Annotated in this window: 12 protein-coding genes; 9 read left to right on the forward strand and 3 right to left on the reverse strand. The window is 57.7% G+C overall.

Going from position 1 to position 19252, the window contains the following annotated elements; all coding sequences use genetic code 11:
- Nucleotides 1-30: 30 nt before the first annotated feature.
- On the reverse strand, nt 31-2415 hold the full coding sequence (locus tag AC4IBF_RS19395) for a beta-N-acetylhexosaminidase (protein ID WP_252093338.1): 2385 nt from the start codon (nt 2413-2415) through the stop codon (nt 31-33).
- 140 nt (nt 2416-2555) lie between these two features.
- Nucleotides 2556-5264 (reverse strand): magnesium-translocating P-type ATPase, encoded by a 2709-nt coding sequence (gene mgtA, locus AC4IBF_RS19400; protein ID WP_045335516.1) that lies wholly within the window; start codon nt 5262-5264, stop codon nt 2556-2558.
- A gap of 387 nt (nt 5265-5651) precedes the next feature.
- Here mgtA and treR point away from each other — a divergent pair, with 387 nt between their 5' ends.
- The 4 genes from treR to AC4IBF_RS19420 all read left to right on the forward strand — a co-directional run bounded on the left by treR (nt 5652) and on the right by AC4IBF_RS19420 (nt 10735).
- Nucleotides 5652-6599, forward strand: coding sequence for a trehalose operon repressor TreR (treR, locus tag AC4IBF_RS19405; protein ID WP_252093337.1), 948 nt, complete (start codon nt 5652-5654; stop codon nt 6597-6599).
- Nucleotides 6600-6727: 128 nt separating this feature from the next.
- Nucleotides 6728-8146, forward strand: a complete 1419-nt coding sequence (gene treB / locus AC4IBF_RS19410) for a PTS trehalose transporter subunit IIBC (protein WP_252093420.1) — start codon at nt 6728-6730, stop codon at nt 8144-8146.
- Between the two features lie 51 nt (nt 8147-8197).
- Nucleotides 8198-9853, forward strand: coding sequence for an alpha,alpha-phosphotrehalase (treC, locus tag AC4IBF_RS19415; protein WP_491463056.1), 1656 nt, complete (start codon nt 8198-8200; stop codon nt 9851-9853).
- A 135-nt stretch (nt 9854-9988) separates the two neighbouring features.
- Complete coding sequence (locus AC4IBF_RS19420) at nt 9989-10735, forward strand: oligogalacturonate-specific porin KdgM family protein (protein ID WP_133293659.1); 747 nt, start codon at nt 9989-9991, stop codon at nt 10733-10735.
- An 8-nt stretch (nt 10736-10743) separates the two neighbouring features.
- Here the strand turns inward: AC4IBF_RS19420 and AC4IBF_RS19425 are convergent, their stop codons facing one another.
- Nucleotides 10744-11403 (reverse strand): MurR/RpiR family transcriptional regulator, encoded by a 660-nt coding sequence (locus tag AC4IBF_RS19425; protein ID WP_252093335.1) that lies wholly within the window; start codon nt 11401-11403, stop codon nt 10744-10746.
- A 179-nt stretch (nt 11404-11582) separates the two neighbouring features.
- On the opposite strand from AC4IBF_RS19425, the gene AC4IBF_RS19430 reads away from it, so the two are divergent.
- The 5 genes from AC4IBF_RS19430 to nrdG all read left to right on the forward strand — a co-directional run bounded on the left by AC4IBF_RS19430 (nt 11583) and on the right by nrdG (nt 19246).
- Entirely contained in the window at nt 11583-12986 is a 1404-nt protein-coding gene (locus AC4IBF_RS19430) for a PTS fructose transporter subunit IIC (RefSeq protein WP_133293657.1), read from the forward strand.
- A gap of 10 nt (nt 12987-12996) precedes the next feature.
- Nucleotides 12997-15594 (forward strand): glycoside hydrolase family 38 N-terminal domain-containing protein, encoded by a 2598-nt coding sequence (locus AC4IBF_RS19435; RefSeq protein WP_133293656.1) that lies wholly within the window; start codon nt 12997-12999, stop codon nt 15592-15594.
- A 1-nt stretch (nt 15595) separates the two neighbouring features.
- Nucleotides 15596-16168: a fructose PTS transporter subunit IIA gene (locus AC4IBF_RS19440; RefSeq protein WP_133293655.1), complete on the forward strand. Its 573-nt coding sequence runs from the start codon at nt 15596-15598 to the stop codon at nt 16166-16168.
- 369 nt (nt 16169-16537) lie between these two features.
- Nucleotides 16538-18676 carry an anaerobic ribonucleoside-triphosphate reductase gene (nrdD, locus tag AC4IBF_RS19445; RefSeq protein ID WP_008501397.1) on the forward strand — a complete coding sequence of 713 codons (2139 nt, stop codon included), beginning with the start codon at nt 16538-16540 and terminating at the stop codon, nt 18674-18676.
- A gap of 105 nt (nt 18677-18781) precedes the next feature.
- Complete coding sequence (gene nrdG, locus AC4IBF_RS19450) at nt 18782-19246, forward strand: anaerobic ribonucleoside-triphosphate reductase-activating protein (RefSeq protein WP_325848676.1); 465 nt, start codon at nt 18782-18784, stop codon at nt 19244-19246.
- Nucleotides 19247-19252 lie beyond the last annotated feature (6 nt).

Here is a 19252-nt window from a genome sequence, read left to right on the forward strand (position 1 = left end):
GGCAGCCCAGGCTGCCTTTTTTGTTGCTTGCTACTGATTCCGCGTCGCCCTGAGCAGCGTCTCCAGCGGATAGACCACCGCAATCACCACTTCGTCCTGAACCTTCGCCGCGTTATCCAGCTCGCTCTGAATCGACGCGATCTCTTTATCATCCAGCGTGCCCTGGCGCGCCACCAGGTCGGTGAGCCGCAGGCCAATCGACGCCAGCTTATCCACCTCCTGGATCACCGGCTTCATCGCCTTCAGCTGATAGCTGTTTTCGCTTAACGCCAGCGCGTCGCTGGTGTTGCTCTGCCAGCGGTTAAAGACGTGGCGCAGGGCGTCAGCGCTTTCCGTGTCTTCCGCATCGCTCACCAGACGGTCCGCCCATTTGTGCATCTGGCGCACGGTGGCGCTTTCGGCGTTCAGCGCATCCGCAAAGCGGTTGAGGGGCTCAAACTGATGGTAGTTTCCCGCCTGGAACTTCAGGTGCTGGCGGGTGTAATACTGCGCGGGCTCTACCGCCTGAGCGAGGATCTGCAGCGCCAGCGTGTCGGCATTACCGGCGAGGCGCGTGAACTGCACCTGCTGCTGGGTATGTTGCTGCAGCCCGACCGACACCGTCGACCAGCTGTCCATCGCCTGCAGGCGGGTGTACATGTTGTCGACGTCGTTAACATCCTGCGCGGACCACAGCCGCTCCGCCACCGCAAACGTGCGCGGCCACAGACGAATATCCAGCACCGGCGCCACCACGTTTTCCGCCCATAGCGCCGCTTCGCCGCCGAGCAGGTTTGCCTGATTCGCCACGTCCGGCACGACCGGCGGAATGCCTTTCGGCACCGCGTCCAGACGCGTGCCGCTGATTGGGTAACGCGTATTCCCGACAAGGAAATAACCGGCGAGTTTGTCGTTATCGACGGTGACGACAGGGCGCGTTTCGCCCATCCACGTATCAACGGTAAATGTGACCTGGCTGTCATCGCGCCACTCGATGTTCTGCACCGCGCGGCGGGATTTCCCGGCAAAATCAATAAACCCGCGCCAGCCGGCATCCCCTTTCACCAGCGTGAAGCTCCCCTCCACCGGCTTGCCCTTCAGGCGCGGCATGGAAAAGGCCCAGCTCTGGACGCTGTCGGTATCTGCAATCACGTCCACGCCGTTCAGCCCCTGCGGGACAATTTCGTTGCGGTAGTGATAGGCGGTGGACTGGGGCTGGTCGAGATAGAAACCGGTGGAGAGAATGCCCTTGTAGCCGTTCTGCGCCACCTGCCCCAGCGCGTCCTGGCCCTGCCAGGACTGGATCAGAATGCTTTTCGGCAGATCGGGATGGTAGATCTCATCCCAGCCGACCATCTGGCGGCGATGCTTCTCGAGGATCGTTTCCAGCCTGCGGTTGAAGTAAGCCTGCAGCGCGTGGCTGTCCGCCAGACTGTTGTCGCGCATAAACCGCTGGATGGCTGGGTTCGCTTTCCACTGGCTGTCGTCCACTTCGTCGCCGCCGATGTGCAGATACGGATCGGGGAAGATGGCTGCCAGTTCGCTGACCATCGCGTCCGCAAACGTGTAAGTCGCGTCTTTGGTGGGCTCGAGAACCGGCTTCAGTACGCCCCAATGGCGCTCCATGGCGTATGGCCCCGGGGCGCTTATCAGCTCCGGGTAGGCCACGGCAATCGCCGAGGCGTGACCCGGCATGTCGATCTCCGGCACCACGCGAATGCCGCGCTCGGCGGCGTAACGCACCACCTCGCGCATCTGCTCAGGCGTGTAGAACAGCCCGTCGCTGGCAAGCTGCGTCAGCTTAGGGTAGCGCTTCGAGCTGAAGCGCCAGCCCTGATCGTCGGTTAAGTGCCAGTGCAGGACGTTGAGCTTCGCCGCGGCCATGCCGTCGATCTGGCGCTTGATATCCGGCAGCGGAATAAAGTGGCGCGCCGAGTCGAGCAACAGCCCGCGCCACGGGAAACGCGGCGAATCTTCAATGGTAACCCACGGGATCGAGGTGTTTTCCGCCCCGTTCTGCATCAGCTGGAGCAGGGTTTCCATGGCGCGCAGCGCGCCGAAGCGGGTGTTGGCGGAGATATTCACCCCGTTGGCGTCCACCGTGAGCTTATAGGTTTCATCGCTGTCCGGCAGCGGCTGCGGCTTGACCTTTTTGGCAATCGCGATGCGGATAGTCGGTTTGTCCGGCTTTTCAGCCTGCGGCTGCAGCGTCCAGCCGGTTTGCAGGGCGATGCGCTGGCGCAGTCGGTTGACGGCGTCACCGAGATCGTCCCCGCTGACGCTAATGGATACGTTGTTGCTGAGCACCAGCGCACCCTGGGGCGTCGGGCGTTCGACCTTGGCAGGCCAGGGCATTAAGGGGAGATCGCCTGCCGGGGCAGCAAAGGCTGAGGCGCCGAGCATCAGCCCGGCGGTTAAGAGACTGTACCGTAACATGAATGTTCCTTATCTGACGGGCCAAATAAAGGCAAAACATTCTGTTAACATGCGCTCAATTTGTCGTCAAGCGAATGCGCCGACGGAGATCACAGGTTGTTGAATTTAGGAGGAAAGCTAGCTGCCCGGCGGCGCTGCCGTTACTGCCACCCATACCGACGCGCATAGAATCCTTTCACCATCTGGGTCAGCACCATATAGCCCGCGAGGATCGCCACCAGCCACGGGAAGTAGCTCAGCGGCAGCGCCTGCAGCTGCAGGTAGCTCGCCAGCGGTGAGAACGGCAGCGCGATGCCGAGCGCCATCACAATCCCCGTCATCACAATCAGCGGCCACGCGGCACGGCTCTGGATGAACGGAATGCGGCGGGTGCGGATCATATGCACAATTAGCGTCTGCGACAGCAGGCCTACCACGAACCAGCCGGACTGGAACAGCGTCTGATGTTCCGGGGTGTTGGCATGGAACACAAACCACATCAGGCAGAAGGTCAGGATGTCGAAGATGGAGCTGATCGGGCCAAAGAACAGCATGAAGCGCCCGAGATCTGCCGGGTTCCAGTGCTGCGGCTTCTGGATCTGCTCGTCGTCCACGTTATCAAACGGGATCGCCACCTGAGACACGTCGTACATCAGGTTCTGGATCAGCAGGTGCAGCGGCAGCATCGGAAGGAACGGTAGAAACGCGCTCGCCACCAGCACGCTGAAGACGTTACCGAAGTTGGAGCTGGCGGTCATCTTGATGTACTTGAGCATATTGGCAAAGGTACGGCGCCCTTCAATCACGCCCTCCTCCAGCACCATCAGGCTTTTTTCCAGCAGAATGATATCCGCCGCTTCGCGGGCGATATCCACCGCCCCGTCGACGGAAATACCGATATCCGCCGCACGCAGCGCGGGCGCGTCGTTAATGCCGTCGCCCATAAAGCCCACCACGTGCCCTTCGCGCTTGAGCAGGGTGACGATGCGCTCTTTGTGCATCGGCGTCAGGCGGGCAAACAGCGTGGTACGCTGGGCAAGCTTCGCCAGCTCGTCATCAGAGAGATGTTCAATATCGCTCCCCACCACCACGTCGCCCGCGTCCAGCCCCACTTCATGGCACACTTTCGCCGCCACCAGCTCGCTGTCGCCGGTGAGGATTTTCACGGTAATACCGCTCGCCTTCAGCGCTTTGAGCGCCGGGGCGGTGGTCTCTTTCGGCGGGTCGAGGAAGGCGATGTAACCTTCGAGGATCAGATCGGATTCGTCAATACGCTGGTAATCACCCTCGCGCGCGGGCAGGAACTTGCTCGCGACCGCCACGACGCGCAGCCCCTGACGGTTCAGGTTGTCGGTGACGCGCTTGATGCGGCGCAGCATAGTGTCGTCCAGCGGCACGATGTCGCCGTTATAGCGAACCTGCGTCGACACGTTAAGGATCTCCTGCAGCGCACCTTTGCAGATCAGCTGATGCACGTCCGTCTGCTCGCTCACCACCACCGACATGCGGCGGCGCTCGAAGTCGAACGGGATCTCATCCACCTTCTGCCAGCGGCCGGAGAGCGTGCGGGCTGATTCTTCATCCACCCCTTCCAGCACCGCAACGTCGAGCAGGTTTTTCAGCCCGGTCTGATAATGGCTGTTCAGCCACGCGCTGTGAAGGACGCGCTCGCTGGTTTTGCCGGAGATATCGGTGTGGTTCTCCAGCACGATTTTGTCCTGCGTCAGGGTGCCGGTTTTATCGGTACAAAGGATGTCCATCGCGCCAAAGTTCTGAATGGCATCGAGGTGTTTAACGATCACTTTTTGTTTAGAGAGCTTCACCGCACCGCGCGCCAGCGTGGAGGTGACGATCATCGGCAGCATTTCCGGCGTTAAGCCGACCGCCACGGAGAGCGCAAACAGCGCCGCTTCCCACCAGTCGCCTTTGGTGTAGCCGTTGATCAGCAGCACGATCGGCGTCATCACCATCATAAAGCGGATCAGCAGCATGCTGACGCGGCCAATTCCTTTCTGGAAGGCATTTGGCTCGCTCTCCTGCTCGCTGACGCGTCCGGCAAGCTGACCAAACCAGGTGTTGCCCCCGGTGGCGGTGACAATCGCCTGCGCGGTGCCGCTGACGACCGTGGTGCCCATAAAGCACAGGGTGTCGCACTCGAGCGGGTTCATCTGCTGCGGGTCGCGGCTGCGCGCCACCTTTTCAACGGGCAGGGATTCCCCGGTCAGGGAGGCCTGCGCGACGAAGAGATCGCGCGCCTGGATGATGCGTAAATCCGCCGGGATCATGTCCCCCGCGGCCAGCTTCACCAGATCGCCCGGCACCAGCTGGTCGATAGGCAGTTCCACCCAGGCGTTTTCGCCGAGATCGTTAATCACGCGCGAGACGGTCGCGGTGTTGCTGACCATCGCCTTCAGGGCGTCAGCCGCTTTGGTAGAGCGGGCTTCCTGAATAAAGTTCAGCAGCGTGGAGATACCGACCATAAGGGCAATGACGCCTGCGGCAAACAGATCTTCCGTCGCGTAGGAGATGAGGCCGAGCACGGTCAGCAGCAGGTTGAACGGGTTGCGGTAGCAGAGCCACAGGTGCACCCACCACGGAGACGGCTTTTGCGCCGGAATGAGGTTATCGCCATGCACGGCGCGGATTTTTTCCACTTCTGCCGCGTTCAGACCTTCCGGGTGTCCGCCAAAGGCGCGCCAGACTTCGTTTTCATCCATCGCCGCCACGTTCAGGCAGCGTTCGGTCAGGGACGCGGGGATCGCCGCCCCCGCCATGTTTTTGGCATTAGGCAGCGGGTCGCGCTGAACAAGACGGTGTGGCAGGTGGCGGCTCAGCAGGGCCTGCAGCTGCCGGGTGATATTTTTAAACATAGTCATTCCTCCGCATCCGCCAGGGCGGACGCAGCAATTCCTTCAGGCGTGGCAAAGCCGTACCTGAGAGGCACTCAATTTTTCAAGCAGGAACGTTTAAGACGTTGCTGCCTCACGCCGGTGAGACAGCAAAAGCTGGCTTACCGGAAAGAACGCATTCTCCCGTTCAGGAGAGGTGTGGGATCGGGATCCATGAAGCCTCCGGTAAGTAAAAAGTAGGGTGTCGCCGCGCAGTATAAGGATTTAAGCGTACCCTATATGACGATTCGGGCGGTATTATACCCCCCTGCAAATAAACCGAACGTAAACCAGACTTTGCCCATAGCGAAATCGCGCTATAGCATTAGGCTCAATTCACTACATCGTCGTTGTTACAGGGAATACAGCATGCAGAACCGCCTTACGATTAAAGACATCGCGCGTTTAAGCGGCGTGGGGAAATCGACCGTCTCACGCGTGCTGAACAACGAAAGCGGCGTCAGCGAACGCACCCGCGAGCGCGTTGAGGCGGTCATGAATCAGCACGGTTTTTCCCCTTCCCGCTCCGCGCGCGCCATGCGCGGGCAGAGTGACAAAGTCGTCGCCATCATTGTCTCGCGTCTGGACTCTCTGTCTGAAAACCTCGCCGTGCAGACCATGCTGCCCGCCTTCTACGAGCAGGGGTATGATCCGATCATGATGGAGAGCCAGTTCTCTGTGCAGCTGGTTGAAGAGCATCTGGGTATGCTCCAGCGGCGCAACATTGATGGCGTGGTGCTGTTCGGCTTTACCGGCATCAAAGACGAGATGCTAAAACCCTGGCAGCCGTCGCTGGTGCTGCTGGCGCGCGATGCCCACGGGTTTGCCTCCGTCTGCTATGACGACGAGGGCGCGATTATCACCCTGATGCAGCGCCTCTTTGACGAAGGCCATCGCCACATCAGCTTCCTCGGCGTCCCGCACGCGGACGTCACCACCGGCAAGCGTCGTCATGAGGCCTACCTGGCCTTTTGCAAAAAGCACAATCTTTCCGCCGTGGCCTCCCTGCCGGGTCTGGGCATGAAGCAGGGCTACGAGCAGGTCGCCAGCGTACTGACGCCGCAGACCACCGCGCTGGTGTGCGCCACGGATACCCTTGCACTGGGTGCCAGCAAATATCTGCAGGAGCAGCGTATCGATAACCTGCAGGTGGCGAGCGTCGGCAGCACGCCGCTGATGAAGTTCCTGCACCCGGAGATCATCACCGTCGACCCGGGCTACGCCGAATCCGGCAGACAGGCCGCCGCGCAGCTGATCGAGCAGATAAACGGGCGCGCTGAGCCGCGTCAGATCGTCATTCCCGCTCACCTTTCGTAATCGCCATAAAACAGATTATTGTGATCTTCGCCCGATTTCGGGAACGTTCCCATTTTCGCCGTCACGCTGAAGGAGTAGGCTTGCGCTCAGGTCATTACCCCCCTCACCATCTGTCATGAGGTTTCATGATGAGTAAAGTCAAACAAGCAGATATCGATCGGCTGATCGTCCTGGTCGGCGGCCGCGAAAACATCGCCACCGTCAGCCATTGCATTACCCGCCTGCGCTTCGTGCTAAACGATCCGGCCAAAGCCAACCCGAAGGCCATTGAAGAACTTTCCATGGTCAAAGGCTGCTTCACCAACGCCGGTCAGTTCCAGGTCGTGATTGGTACCGAAGTGGGCGATTACTATCAGGCTCTGCTGGCAACGACCGGGCACTCCTCCGCCGATAAAGAGCAGGCGAAGAAGGCCGCGCGCCAGAACATGAAGTGGCACGAGCAGTTGATTTCCCACTTTGCGGAGATCTTCTTCCCGCTGCTGCCCGCGCTGATCAGTGGGGGCTTGATCTTAGGCTTCCGTAACGTCATCGGCGATGTGCCGATGAGCGACGGTAAAACCCTGGCGCAGATGTATCCGGCGCTGAAAACCGTGTACGACTTCCTGTGGCTGATTGGCGAGGCGATCTTCTTCTATCTGCCGGTCGGGATTTGCTGGTCCGCGGTGCGTAAAATGGGCGGTACGCCGATCCTCGGTATCGTACTCGGCGTCACGCTGGTCTCTCCGCAGTTAATGAACGCTTACTTACTTGGTCAGCAGGTGCCTGAGGTGTGGAACTTCGGCCTGTTTACCATCGCCAAAGTGGGCTATCAGGCGCAGGTCATTCCGGCCCTGCTGGCGGGGCTGGCGCTGGGCTTTATTGAAATCCGACTGAAGCGCATCGTGCCGGATTACCTCTATCTGGTGGTGGTGCCGGTGTGCTCGCTGATTCTGGCGGTGTTCCTGGCGCATGCCTTTATCGGTCCGTTTGGCCGCATGATTGGCGACGGCGTGGCCTTCGCGGTGCGTCACCTGATGACCGGCAGCTTCGCCCCGATTGGCGCCGCGCTGTTTGGCTTCCTGTACGCCCCGCTGGTGATCACCGGCGTGCACCAGACCACGCTGGCCATTGATATGCAGATGATCCAGAGCCTCGGCGGCACGCCGGTCTGGCCGATTATCGCCCTGTCTAACATTGCTCAGGCGTCAGCGGTGACCGGCATCATTATCGTCAGCCGCAAGCACAACGAACGCGAGATCTCCGTTCCGGCGGCCATCTCCGCCTACCTCGGCGTCACCGAACCGGCGATGTACGGTATCAACCTGAAATACCGCTTCCCGATGCTCTGCGCGATGATCGGTTCCGGTCTGGCTGGCCTGGTGTGCGGACTGAACGGCGTAATGGCAAACGGGATTGGCGTCGGCGGCCTGCCGGGCATCCTCTCCATCCAGCCCGCTTACTGGCAGGTGTTTGCCCTGGCGATGGCCATCGCGATTATCGTCCCAATGGCGCTCACCACCGTGGTTTACCAGCGTAAGTTCCGTCAGGGCTCGCTGCAGATTGTTTAACTCTCTCTTTCGGGGCGCAGTTGCGCCCCTTCGCATTTGCAGGAACACACTATGAATACCCTTCCTCACTGGTGGCAAAACGGCGTTATCTACCAGATTTACCCCAAGAGTTTCCAGGACACCACCGGCAGCGGCACCGGCGATCTGCGAGGCGTGACGCAGCGTCTGGACTACCTGAAAACCCTCGGCATCGACGCCATCTGGCTGACGCCGTTTTATATCTCCCCGCAGGTGGACAACGGCTACGACGTGGCAAACTACACCGCCATCGATCCGGCCTACGGCACGCTGGATGATTTCGACGAGCTGGTCGCTGAGGCGCACGCGCGCGGCATTCGCATCGTGCTGGACATGGTGTTTAACCACACCTCCACGCAGCACGCCTGGTTCCGCGAGTCGCTGAACAAAGCGAGCCCGTACCGCCAGTTCTACATCTGGCGAGACGGCACGCCGGAGCAGTTGCCCAATAACTGGCGCTCCAAGTTTGGCGGCAACGCCTGGCGCTGGCACGCGGAGAGCGAGCAGTATTACCTGCACCTGTTCGCGCCAGAGCAGGCGGACCTCAACTGGGAAAACCCGGCGGTGCGCGGCGAGCTGAAAAAGGTGTGCGAGTTCTGGGCCGACCGCGGCGTCGACGGCTTGCGCCTCGACGTCATTAACCTGATTTCGAAAGATCAGGATTTCCCTGACGATAACACAGGCGACGGCCGCCGCTTCTACACGGACGGCCCGCGCATCCACGAATATCTGCAGGAAATGAGCCGCGACGTCTTCACCCCGCGCAACCTGATGACGGTGGGCGAGATGTCCTCGACCTCGCTGGAAAACTGCCAGCAGTACGCGTCGCTCGACGGGCGCGAGCTGTCGATGACCTTTAACTTCCACCACCTGAAGGTGGACTACCAGGGCGGCGAAAAATGGACGCTGGCGAAGCCGGACTTCGTGGCGCTCAAAACCCTCTTCCGCCACTGGCAGCAGGGGATGCACAACAAAGCCTGGAACGCGCTGTTCTGGTGTAACCACGATCAGCCGCGCATTGTGTCGCGCTTCGGTGACGAAGGAGAATACCGCGTTCACGCCGCGAAGATGCTCGGCATGGTGCTGCACGGCATGCAGGGCACGCCGTATATCTACCAGGGGGAGGAGCTGGGGATGACCAACCCACACTTCAGCCGCATCACCGATTACCGCGACGTGGAGAGCCTGAACATGTTCGCGGAACTGCGTGCCAGCGGCCGCGAGCCGGATGAATTACTGGCGATTCTGGCGAGTAAATCCCGCGATAACGGGCGAACCCCAATGCAGTGGGACGCGTCGCACAACGCGGGCTTTACCGAGGGCGAACCGTGGATTGGCGTCTGCGGTAATTACGAAACCGTGAACGCCCGTACGGCGCTGGACGACCCGGATTCAGTGTTCTACACCTATCAGTCGCTGATTCGTCTGCGCAAAACCCTCCCGGTGCTGACGTGGGGGGATTATGAGGATCTCCTGCCGGAACATCCTTCTCTTTGGTGTTACCGCCGTCACTGGCAGGGGCAGACGCTGATTGTTGCGGCAAACCTGAGTCACGAGCGCCAGCAGTGGCAACCCGACCCGGTGACAGGAGTGTGGCGGGTCGCACTCAGCAACTACGAGGAAGTCTCCTCCTGTCCCGATGCGCTGCTATTGCGTCCGTTTGAAGCCATCTGGTGGGTGCAGGAATAAACGTCAGGAGATACGGCATGCTGTATCTCCTTTTTTATGTTTAGCGATACGCTAAATGTACGACGATAACTTTTACATCGCGGCGTACCCAAAATAAAAATAGCCCTGCCAATCAAATAACCTCGGCAGGATATTATGAAAAAGACAATTATTAAAGCAACGTGTATTAGCACATTATTATTAAGCTCACAGGGATGGTGCGGAAATACGTCCGTCGATCTTCGTTTTGGTCATAATACGCGCTCAGACGTAAATGATTCACGTATTAAGGTCATGCATCAGGCGAACAACGGTTTTTACTTCTCCGTCGAAGCCGCACAAAACCACAACGATACCTTTTTTGGTGATAATGACAGATACAATCCCAACGACAAAGGGGTAACAGAGGCAGCCCAGGAGATCGAAACGCGCTGGCGCTTCGATCTCGGAAATGGCTTTGCGGTTGCGCCGGGCCTGGTGACGGTTTTCACTGCCAGCAACACTCATTACCGCCCTTTCATTCAGGGCTGGAAAGCGTTCGATAATGGGCTGAACCTTTCTGCCCGCTATCGTTATAACACCGTAAACGATGCGCACAGTGACAGAAAACTAGACGGCAACGGCTATACCCGCCGCGAGTCACACCAGTTCGACATTTGGTTCGCGTATAACATCGGCAAATTCGGTATGTCCTACAATCCGCGCTTCCGCTGGCAGGATAACGTCGATCAGGGAACCGGGGATGACACCTACTGGGAACACACTATCGCATTCAACTACAAACTCGACGAGGGCTGGACGCCTTACGTCGAACTGGTTTCTCTGGATAAAACGTACATCACTGCTGATGGCAATCATGAAAATGACTATGCCGTACGTCTGGGGATAGTGAAGCAGCTCTGACAGCCTGACTACACCGTATCGTGCTGCAGCAGCCTGCAGCCGATGCGGTCCACGGCGCTTAACAGTTCAAGTTGCCCTTCCCGCTGATACAGCGATAACGCGTTAATGTCGATCGGTAACGGCCAGCATAACGTTGAGATTGCAGCAAGCGTCGATCCTTCGCGGGTAATCGCAATAATCTTTAACCCTTTGCGCAGCGCGTTACGCGCCATTTCAATCAGCGACTGCGTCTCCCCGGATTTACTGATCAGCACCAGTGTTCCCTTCGATACTCGTGTCAGTTGGTGCATGTCATTCAAAATAAGGTGCGGCAGGCTCGCCAGCGATAAAAAACGCGACAGGTAGTTGAGACTGGTGAGCGAGGCACCCCGTGCGTACAGATAGATATGGCTGGAATGGGTGAGCAACCTTGACACCTCCGCCACAATATCGTCCGCCTGTGTACCTACGCCGGATGCTGCAGGCACGGGTGTAAAATGATCGCGCAAAAAACGATACCGAAGTTCGGTATAACTTTTATACCCCATTTTTTTACACACACGATTAACGGATGTTGTCGTAGTATAGGTATCACGGGCTATCTCTTTTGCCGATATATTAGAAATATTACCCGCGTGATGTTGAATGTATTCAAATATCAAACGCTCACTTCCCTGAAATGAATTCATAAATTACGCCCTGTTTAATCCCGGCATGATATTAGCACAGCAGAAAAATAGTCTCTGGAAGGCGCTTCACACATTGCATTTACGCGTATCACGATACGTAATTAGTATTAGCAAACGTTAAAAACTGCTTTATGTTCTCTTTATACTTTCCCTGTTTTCACATCCAGGGAATTATGACAATGACGAAACGAAAAGTTGTCGCGGTAACGGCCTGCCCGACAGGTATTGCACACACCTTTATGGCGGCGAATAAAATTATTGCGTGGGCTAAAGAACACAATATCGAGGTAAAGGTCGAAACGCAGGGCAGCGACGGCGTTAAAAACCGCTTAACAAAGCAGGATATCGCCTCCGCCACGGCCATTATTCTGGCAACCGACGTCCCCATTCAGGATGCCGAGCGTTTTGAAAACATTCCCCACCTTCAGACCCGAACACAAGATCTCATCAAGCATACCGATCGCTATCTGCGTCAGGCGCTAGCCATGGAAAAAAACGTCACCTCGACCTGCGTAACAGACGAAGACGATATTCCGCGTTCGGCTTACCAGGTCTTTATCGGCCATATCATGGCGGCCATCAGCTACATGCTGCCGGTGGTGGTTATGGGTGGGCTGATGATGGCAACGGCCAAAATTACCGGCCAGTTTATTAACATTGAGCATTCGCCATTCAGCGTACTGGATAAAGTGGGCTTTATGACCATCAAGTTCATGTACCCGGTCTTCGCCATGTTTCTGGCGTTTTCGATTGCCGGTAAACCGGCGCTGATCCCCGGGCTTATCGGCGGCATCATGTCCGACGAAGTCTACAAGCGCTTCTTTGATATCGAAGGCTTTATGCCGTCCGGCTTTTTCGGCGCGATTGGCATTGGCTTTTTTGTGGGCTATCTGGTGCGCTGGCTTAATGATTCGATTCACGTCCGCCAGCAGCTCACCACCATTAAAACCATGCTGGTCGTCCCGCTAATCACAGGCATTACGCTGGTGATGGTCATGGAATACCTGATTAACCCCATTTTTGGCTCGCTTAACCAGCTGATGGTGGTCTTTTTTACCTCGGCAGGTGACACCGGGCGCGGATTCTATTCCGCGATGATCGCCGCGGGCACCGCGTTCGACCTGGGTGGTCCGGTCAACAAGGCGGCAGGCTCGGTCGCGCTTGGCCTGAATGGCATGAGCGAAACGTTTGATCTCACCGCCCGCGAACTCTCCATCGTGATCCCCTCTATTGGCGTCGGCTTTGCGGCGTTTCTCAACGGCCGCTTTGGATTACCGGATGTCTTCAGCCGGGAAGAAAAAACCGTCGGGAGTACCTCGTTGCTGCTGGGCGTGATTGGGATCTCCGAAGGCGCGATCCCATTTATCCTGAAAAATCCACGCCTGATCCCGGTGTTCATGACCGGTGCCGTTGCCGGCGCGCTGGTCGCCATTGCACTCGGCGTGAAGCAGACGCTGCCTCTGCCGGCCATCTGGGGCTGGCCGCTGGCAACCAATGTGGTGGGCTACCTGGCGAGCGTTTTTGTTGGCGCACTGATTTGCGCCCTGGGCGTGCTTTATGTCAGCCCAAAGAACGCCGGGTAAGGGGAACGTCATGAATCAGATCCACGTCATTGCCCACACGCATTGGGATCAGGAGTGGTATTTCACCCATCAGGACAGCATGGTGCTGGCGTCATATAACTTTGCAGAGGTCATCGACACGCTGGAGAAGGATCCGGCTTACAGCTGCTATCACCTTGACGGACAGATGGCGGTAGTGGAGGATTTTCTCGCCATCAATCCCGATTATCGCGTCAGGCTGGAAACGCTGGTCAGAGAGAAAAGGATCCTTGTGGGACCATGGTATACCCAGACGGACACCTACAACGTGCATGGCGAATCCATTATCCGCAATCTTAAGTACGGCATCTTCGCCGCTCGGAAGCTGGGGCACGCCATGCAGGTCGGGTACCTTCCTGATACCTTCGGCCACAATGCGCAGATGCCCACGATTTTGCAGGGCTGCAATATCGATAACATCGTCTTCTGGCGCGGTATCGATCACGACAAACAAGCTAAAAGCAGCCAGTTCCTCTGGCGCGCGCCTTCAGGGGCGACCGTTATCGCCTGCGCGATGGCGTTTGGTTATGGTGCGGCCAAAAACATGGATTCCGAAGCGAGCCATCTGCAGGGCAAAATCTACCCAATGGTCAATCTTCTGCGTTCACGTGCCGGTATCAACGACCTGCTCCTGCCCTGCGGCGGCGATCAGGTCAGCATCGACCCGGCACTGCCAAAAATCCTGCAGGTGGCCAGCGCAAGCTCCCCGGACCAGGACCGCTACGTCATCAGCTCGCTGGAGCGCTACGTCGACATTCTGCGTGCGCAGCGTGAGCAGTTTGAACGCTGGGAAGGGGAGCTGAAATCGCCGCGCTACACCCGCATCCATAAAACGATCGGCTCCGTGCGCTATGACATCAAAAAGAAAAATGATGAGGTTGAGCAGTTTATCCTGCGGCAGCTGGAGCCGACAATCGCAATGGCGCGTCATCAGGGGATCCCGGTCAATCTCTCACTCGTCGATACGCTCTGGAAAAAGCTTTTGCGAAGCCATGCCCACGACTCCATCGGCGGTTGTAATAGCGATACCACCAACCGCGACATACTGCATCGGCTGGAGCAAACCGAACAGCTGTGCCACAGCCTGTGGAATCTGGTGGTGAAAATGCTGGCCGCCGCCTGCGCTCGGGAAGGCGACCTGCTGATTTTCAACCCGCTGGCCATCCCAACGCAGCGCGTGGTGATAACCACCCTGTATAGCCGGGCTGATAATATCGCCCTGACGTATCAGGGGCAGCCCATCCCCTTCGACGTCCTGAAAAAGGACATTCTGCCCGGCGGAACGGCGATCTCTCTTACCGCCGAAGGCGAGCGTGAGACATCCCTTCCCCCTTACTACCGCTGGCACGTGGCGGTAAAGACACCGGTTCTTCCGCCGCTCGGCTATCTCAGCGTTAATGTTGAAGATGGCCGTGCGCCTCTACGGGAGCCTGAGCAGACAAAGAGCAGCGAGATAGAGAATGCGCATTATCGACTGACGCTTGACGCCGGAACGCTTATCCTGGAAGACAAACGCAGCGGCAGACGCATCCCCTCTTTCTTTACTCTCGAAGATTGTGCGGACGCGGGCGACAGCTACGATTTTTCACCGCTTGCGGGCGACACGCCGACGCGCTGTTCGTATTTTACGCTCCTCAGCGGCGTGAAAACGCCGCTTGTCGAAAAGCTGACCTTCAAAGCCACAATGCTTCTTCCGCAGGATCTCGCCAGCCGTCAGGATGCGGCCCGAACGCCGTTGTCCATTCGTTTCGTCTGCGAATTACGCCATGACGATCCGAACCTGTATGTCGAGGCTTCTCTGGAAAACAGCCACTGCGATCACCGACTTCGTTTACTGATCGGCAGCGATATTCATACCCGTCACGCGATCGCCTCACAGCCTTTCGCGATAATTCATCGCGAAACAGGGTGTGCCGGTGAAAACTGGCAGGAGCGCTATCGCGAGATGCCCGTGGATATCGAAACCACCGAGGGCATTATTGCTGTCGCGGAAGCGGGCAAAGCGTTGGTAGTGAACAGCCGCGGTATGAAGGAATTTCAAATTATCGGTAGTGAACCAGCGGCGATCGCTCTGACCTTGTTTAAATCAACGGGCGTGCTCGGGCGCAACGATCTCCAATGGCGACCGGGCCGGGCGTCCGGCATTAATAATACGGTGGTTGAGACCCCCGATGCCCAACTGTTGAAACCGCTGTGCTTTTCATTCACCGTGGCGCTGGCCGGCAACGCCGGGCATCTTACGCTTCGCCAGCTGGAAAATCAGGCGGCCGGACAGCCCTTCACCTATCAACGTCAGACGCTGCACACGCTCGATCACCGTCTTGAGCGCTTTTCCTTGCGTCTGCCCGACCGACGGCTTCCGGCAGAATTCTCATTATTGAGCCTGCCAGAGCCGCTCATTCTCTCTGCCCTGCCCCATGCGCAGCAGTCGCCAGGTACGGTCGTCCGCGTATTTAACGCCGGCAAGAAGCCCGTTCCGGTCCCGGCAAGTCTGGCGGGGCTTCGTCAGATCAACTATCTGGAAGAGCCCGTACAACCGGTAACGGCGATCCTCCCTTCCGCGACCTGCGATTTTTTAATTGAGGCTTAATATGAACTTGCTTGCATTGACGCATCCCGATCTGGTTTTTATCAACCCGCAATACCGTACGCCTGAAGCGCTGATACGCTGGCTCACCGAGCCGCTCGCAAAGCGAAAAATTATCAGCGATCGAGAGACGTTTATCCAGAGCGTATTACAACGCGAAAGTGAAGGTCCTACCGCGCTGGGTGAGGCGCTCGCTGTCCCACACGGAAAAGCCCAGACGGTGCAGCAGGCGGCGTTTTGTCTGGCACTCTTCGATGAACCGATACGCTGGCCAGGTCTGGAAGGTGATGAAGAGGTGAGAATGGTCTTCCTGCTCGCCATTCCACCCGCGGAAGCAGGGAGTACCCATATGCAATTGCTGACGACGTTAACCTGTTTATTGACGGAAGATAGGGTGCGTGAGCGACTGCTGGCGGCGTGCACCCGGGAAGAGGCGATGTCCGCGCTGAGTGCTGAAGAACCACAAAAACAGGACGATGGTCCTGAACGCTCCTTTCTCATCCCGGTGGTGCTGGGCAGTATCGCGATCGCAGCCTTTCTGCAGGCAGGATTGAATTGGGCCAGCGGGGTGAGTTAACCGAATAACGCTCGGCACACCCCGTGCTGAGCGCTTGTTTTGCTAAATAATTAATCAGATTTTTCGCCCGCGCCTTTACAATCGCTGAAGCGCCCGTCGTTTGTACTCTCGTCTTTTTACTTTGTTCTGCATCAAATAAATCGCAAACATGTTTGATGCAAATCACTATATGTAGCACTTAAAATGCACGCCAACCCAACATCTTGTATTTATCGTCTACTATTCCAACAACAAGACGGCGCTTACGCTGGCCGGAATTGTGGATAACACGAGCTGGGAACGCGGGAAGTCTTTGGCCTGGCGGGGAATACGCCCGGAGAAGACTTCTCCACCTCTGTGGATAAGCTGTTTTCAAAAAATGGAGTGATCATGACACCGCATGTGATGAAACGTGATGGCTGTAAAGTGCCGTTTAAATCAGAGCGCATCCAGGAAGCCATTCTGCGTGCAGCTAAAGCAGCGGGAGTCGATGACGCAGATTACTGCGCCACCGTCGCAGAAGTCGTTAGCAGCCAGATGAACGAACGCAGCCAGGTCGATATCAACGAGATCCAGACCGCGGTTGAGAACCAGCTGATGGCGGGGCCTTACAAGCAGCTGGCGCGCGCCTACATTGAGTATCGCCACGATCGTGACGTGCAGCGTGAGAAGCGCGGGCGTCTGAACCAAGAGATCCGTGGTCTGGTAGAGCAGACCAACTCTGCCCTGCTCAATGAAAACGCCAACAAAGACAGTAAAGTGATCCCGACCCAGCGCGACCTGCTGGCCGGCATCGTCGCCAAACACTATGCCCGTCAGCATCTGCTGCCGCGCGACGTAGTCTCGGCGCACGAGCGCGGCGAAATTCACTACCACGATCTCGACTATTCGCCGTTCTTCCCGATGTTCAACTGCATGCTGATCGACCTGAAAGGGATGCTGACCCACGGTTTTAAAATGGGTAACGCGGAGATTGAACCGCCTAAGTCGATCTCCACGGCCACCGCGGTCACGGCGCAGATTATCGCCCAGGTCGCCAGCCATATTTATGGCGGCACCACCATTAACCGCATTGATGAAGTGCTGGCCCCGTTCGTGACGGCAAGCTTCAACAAGCACCGTAAAACGGCCGAAGAGTGGCAGATCCCGGACGCTGACGGCTACGCGCACTCCCGTACCGAGAAAGAGTGCTACGATGCCTTCCAGTCGCTGGAATATGAGGTGAACACGCTGCACACCGCCAACGGCCAGACGCCGTTTGTGACCTTCGGCTTTGGCCTGGGCACCAGCTGGGAATCACGCCTGATCCAGCAGTCGATCCTTCGCAACCGTATTTCCGGCCTCGGCAAGAACCGCAAAACGGCGGTGTTCCCGAAACTGGTGTTCGCCATCCGCGACGGCCTGAACCACAAGTTTGGCGATCCGAACTACGACATCAAACAGCTGGCGCTGGAGTGCGCGAGCAAGCGCATGTATCCGGACATCCTGAACTACGACCAGGTTGTGAAAGTTACCGGTTCGTTTAAAACGCCAATGGGCTGCCGCAGCTTCCTCGGCGTGTACGAGGATGAAAACGGCGAGCAGATCCATGACGGGCGCAATAACCTGGGCGTCATCAGCCTCAACCTGCCGCGCATCGCGCTGGAGGCGAAAGGTAATGAAGCTGAGTTCTGGAAACTGCTGGATGAACGTCTGCAGCTGGCGCGCAAAGCGCTGATGACCCGTATCGCCCGTCTGGAAGGGGTGAAAGCCCGCGTCGCGCCGATCCTCTATATGGAAGGGGCCTGCGGCGTGCGCCTGAAGGCGGACGATGACGTATCCGAGATCTTCAAAAACGGTCGCGCGTCCATTTCGCTGGGCTATATCGGTATTCACGAAACCATCAACGCGCTGTTTGGCGACACGCACATGTACGACAGCGAAGCCCTGCGCGAAAAAGGGATCGCCATCGTTCAGCGCCTGCGCGACGCGGTAGACCAGTGGAAAGAGGAAACTGGCTACGGGTTTAGCCTGTACAGCACGCCGAGCGAGAACCTGTGCGACCGCTTCTGCCGTCTGGACACCGCCGAGTTCGGGATTGTGGAAGGCGTGACCGACAAAGGGTACTACACCAACAGCTTCCACCTCGACGTGGAGAAAAAGGTCAACCCGTACGACAAGATCGACTTCGAAGCGGCGTATCCGCCGATCGCCAGCGGCGGCTTCATCTGCTACGGCGAATACCCGAACATTCAGCACAACCTGAAGGCACTGGAAGACGTTTGGGATTACAGCTACCAGCACGTGCCGTATTACGGAACCAACACGCCCATCGACGAATGCTACGAATGCGGCTTTACCGGTGAGTTTGAATGTACCAGTAAAGGCTTCACCTGCCCGAAATGCGGCAACCACGATGCGGCTCGCGTATCCGTGACCCGTCGCGTATGCGGCTATCTCGGTAGCCCGGACGCGCGTCCGTTTAACGCCGGCAAGCAGGAAGAGGTTAAGCGCCGCGTGAAGCATTTGGGGAATGGGCAGATCGGTTAATCCTCAGCCACGTTAATGCCCGGTGGCGCTGCGCTTACCGGGCCTACGGACCGCTCTCTTTTGTAGGCCGGGTAAGCGCAGCGCCACCCGGTGTGGTTATTCGCTATGAACTATCACCAGTACTACCCTGTCGACATCGTCAACGGCCCCGGCACCCGCTGCACCCTGTTCGTTTCAGGCTGCGTCCACGAATGCCCCGGCTGTTACAACAAAAGCACCTGGCGTCTGAACTCCGGCATGCCGTTCACCGCGGAGATGGAAGATAAAATCATCCGCGATCTGAACGACACGCGCATCAAACGCCAGGGGGTTTCGCTCTCCGGCGGCGATCCGCTGCACCCGCAAAACGTGCCGGATATCCTGAAGCTGGTGAAGCGCATTCGTGCAGAGTGTGCGGGAAAAGATATCTGGGTCTGGACAGGCTACAGGCTGGATGAACTGAATACGCAGCAGATGGAAGTGGTGGATCTGATTAACGTGCTGGTCGACGGCAAGTTCGTGCAGGATTTAAAAGACCCGTCTTTGATCTGGCGCGGCAGCAGTAACCAGGTTGTACATCATTTGCGTTGATCAAAG

This window comes from Enterobacter sp. Taxon_8 (assembly GCF_058354585.1).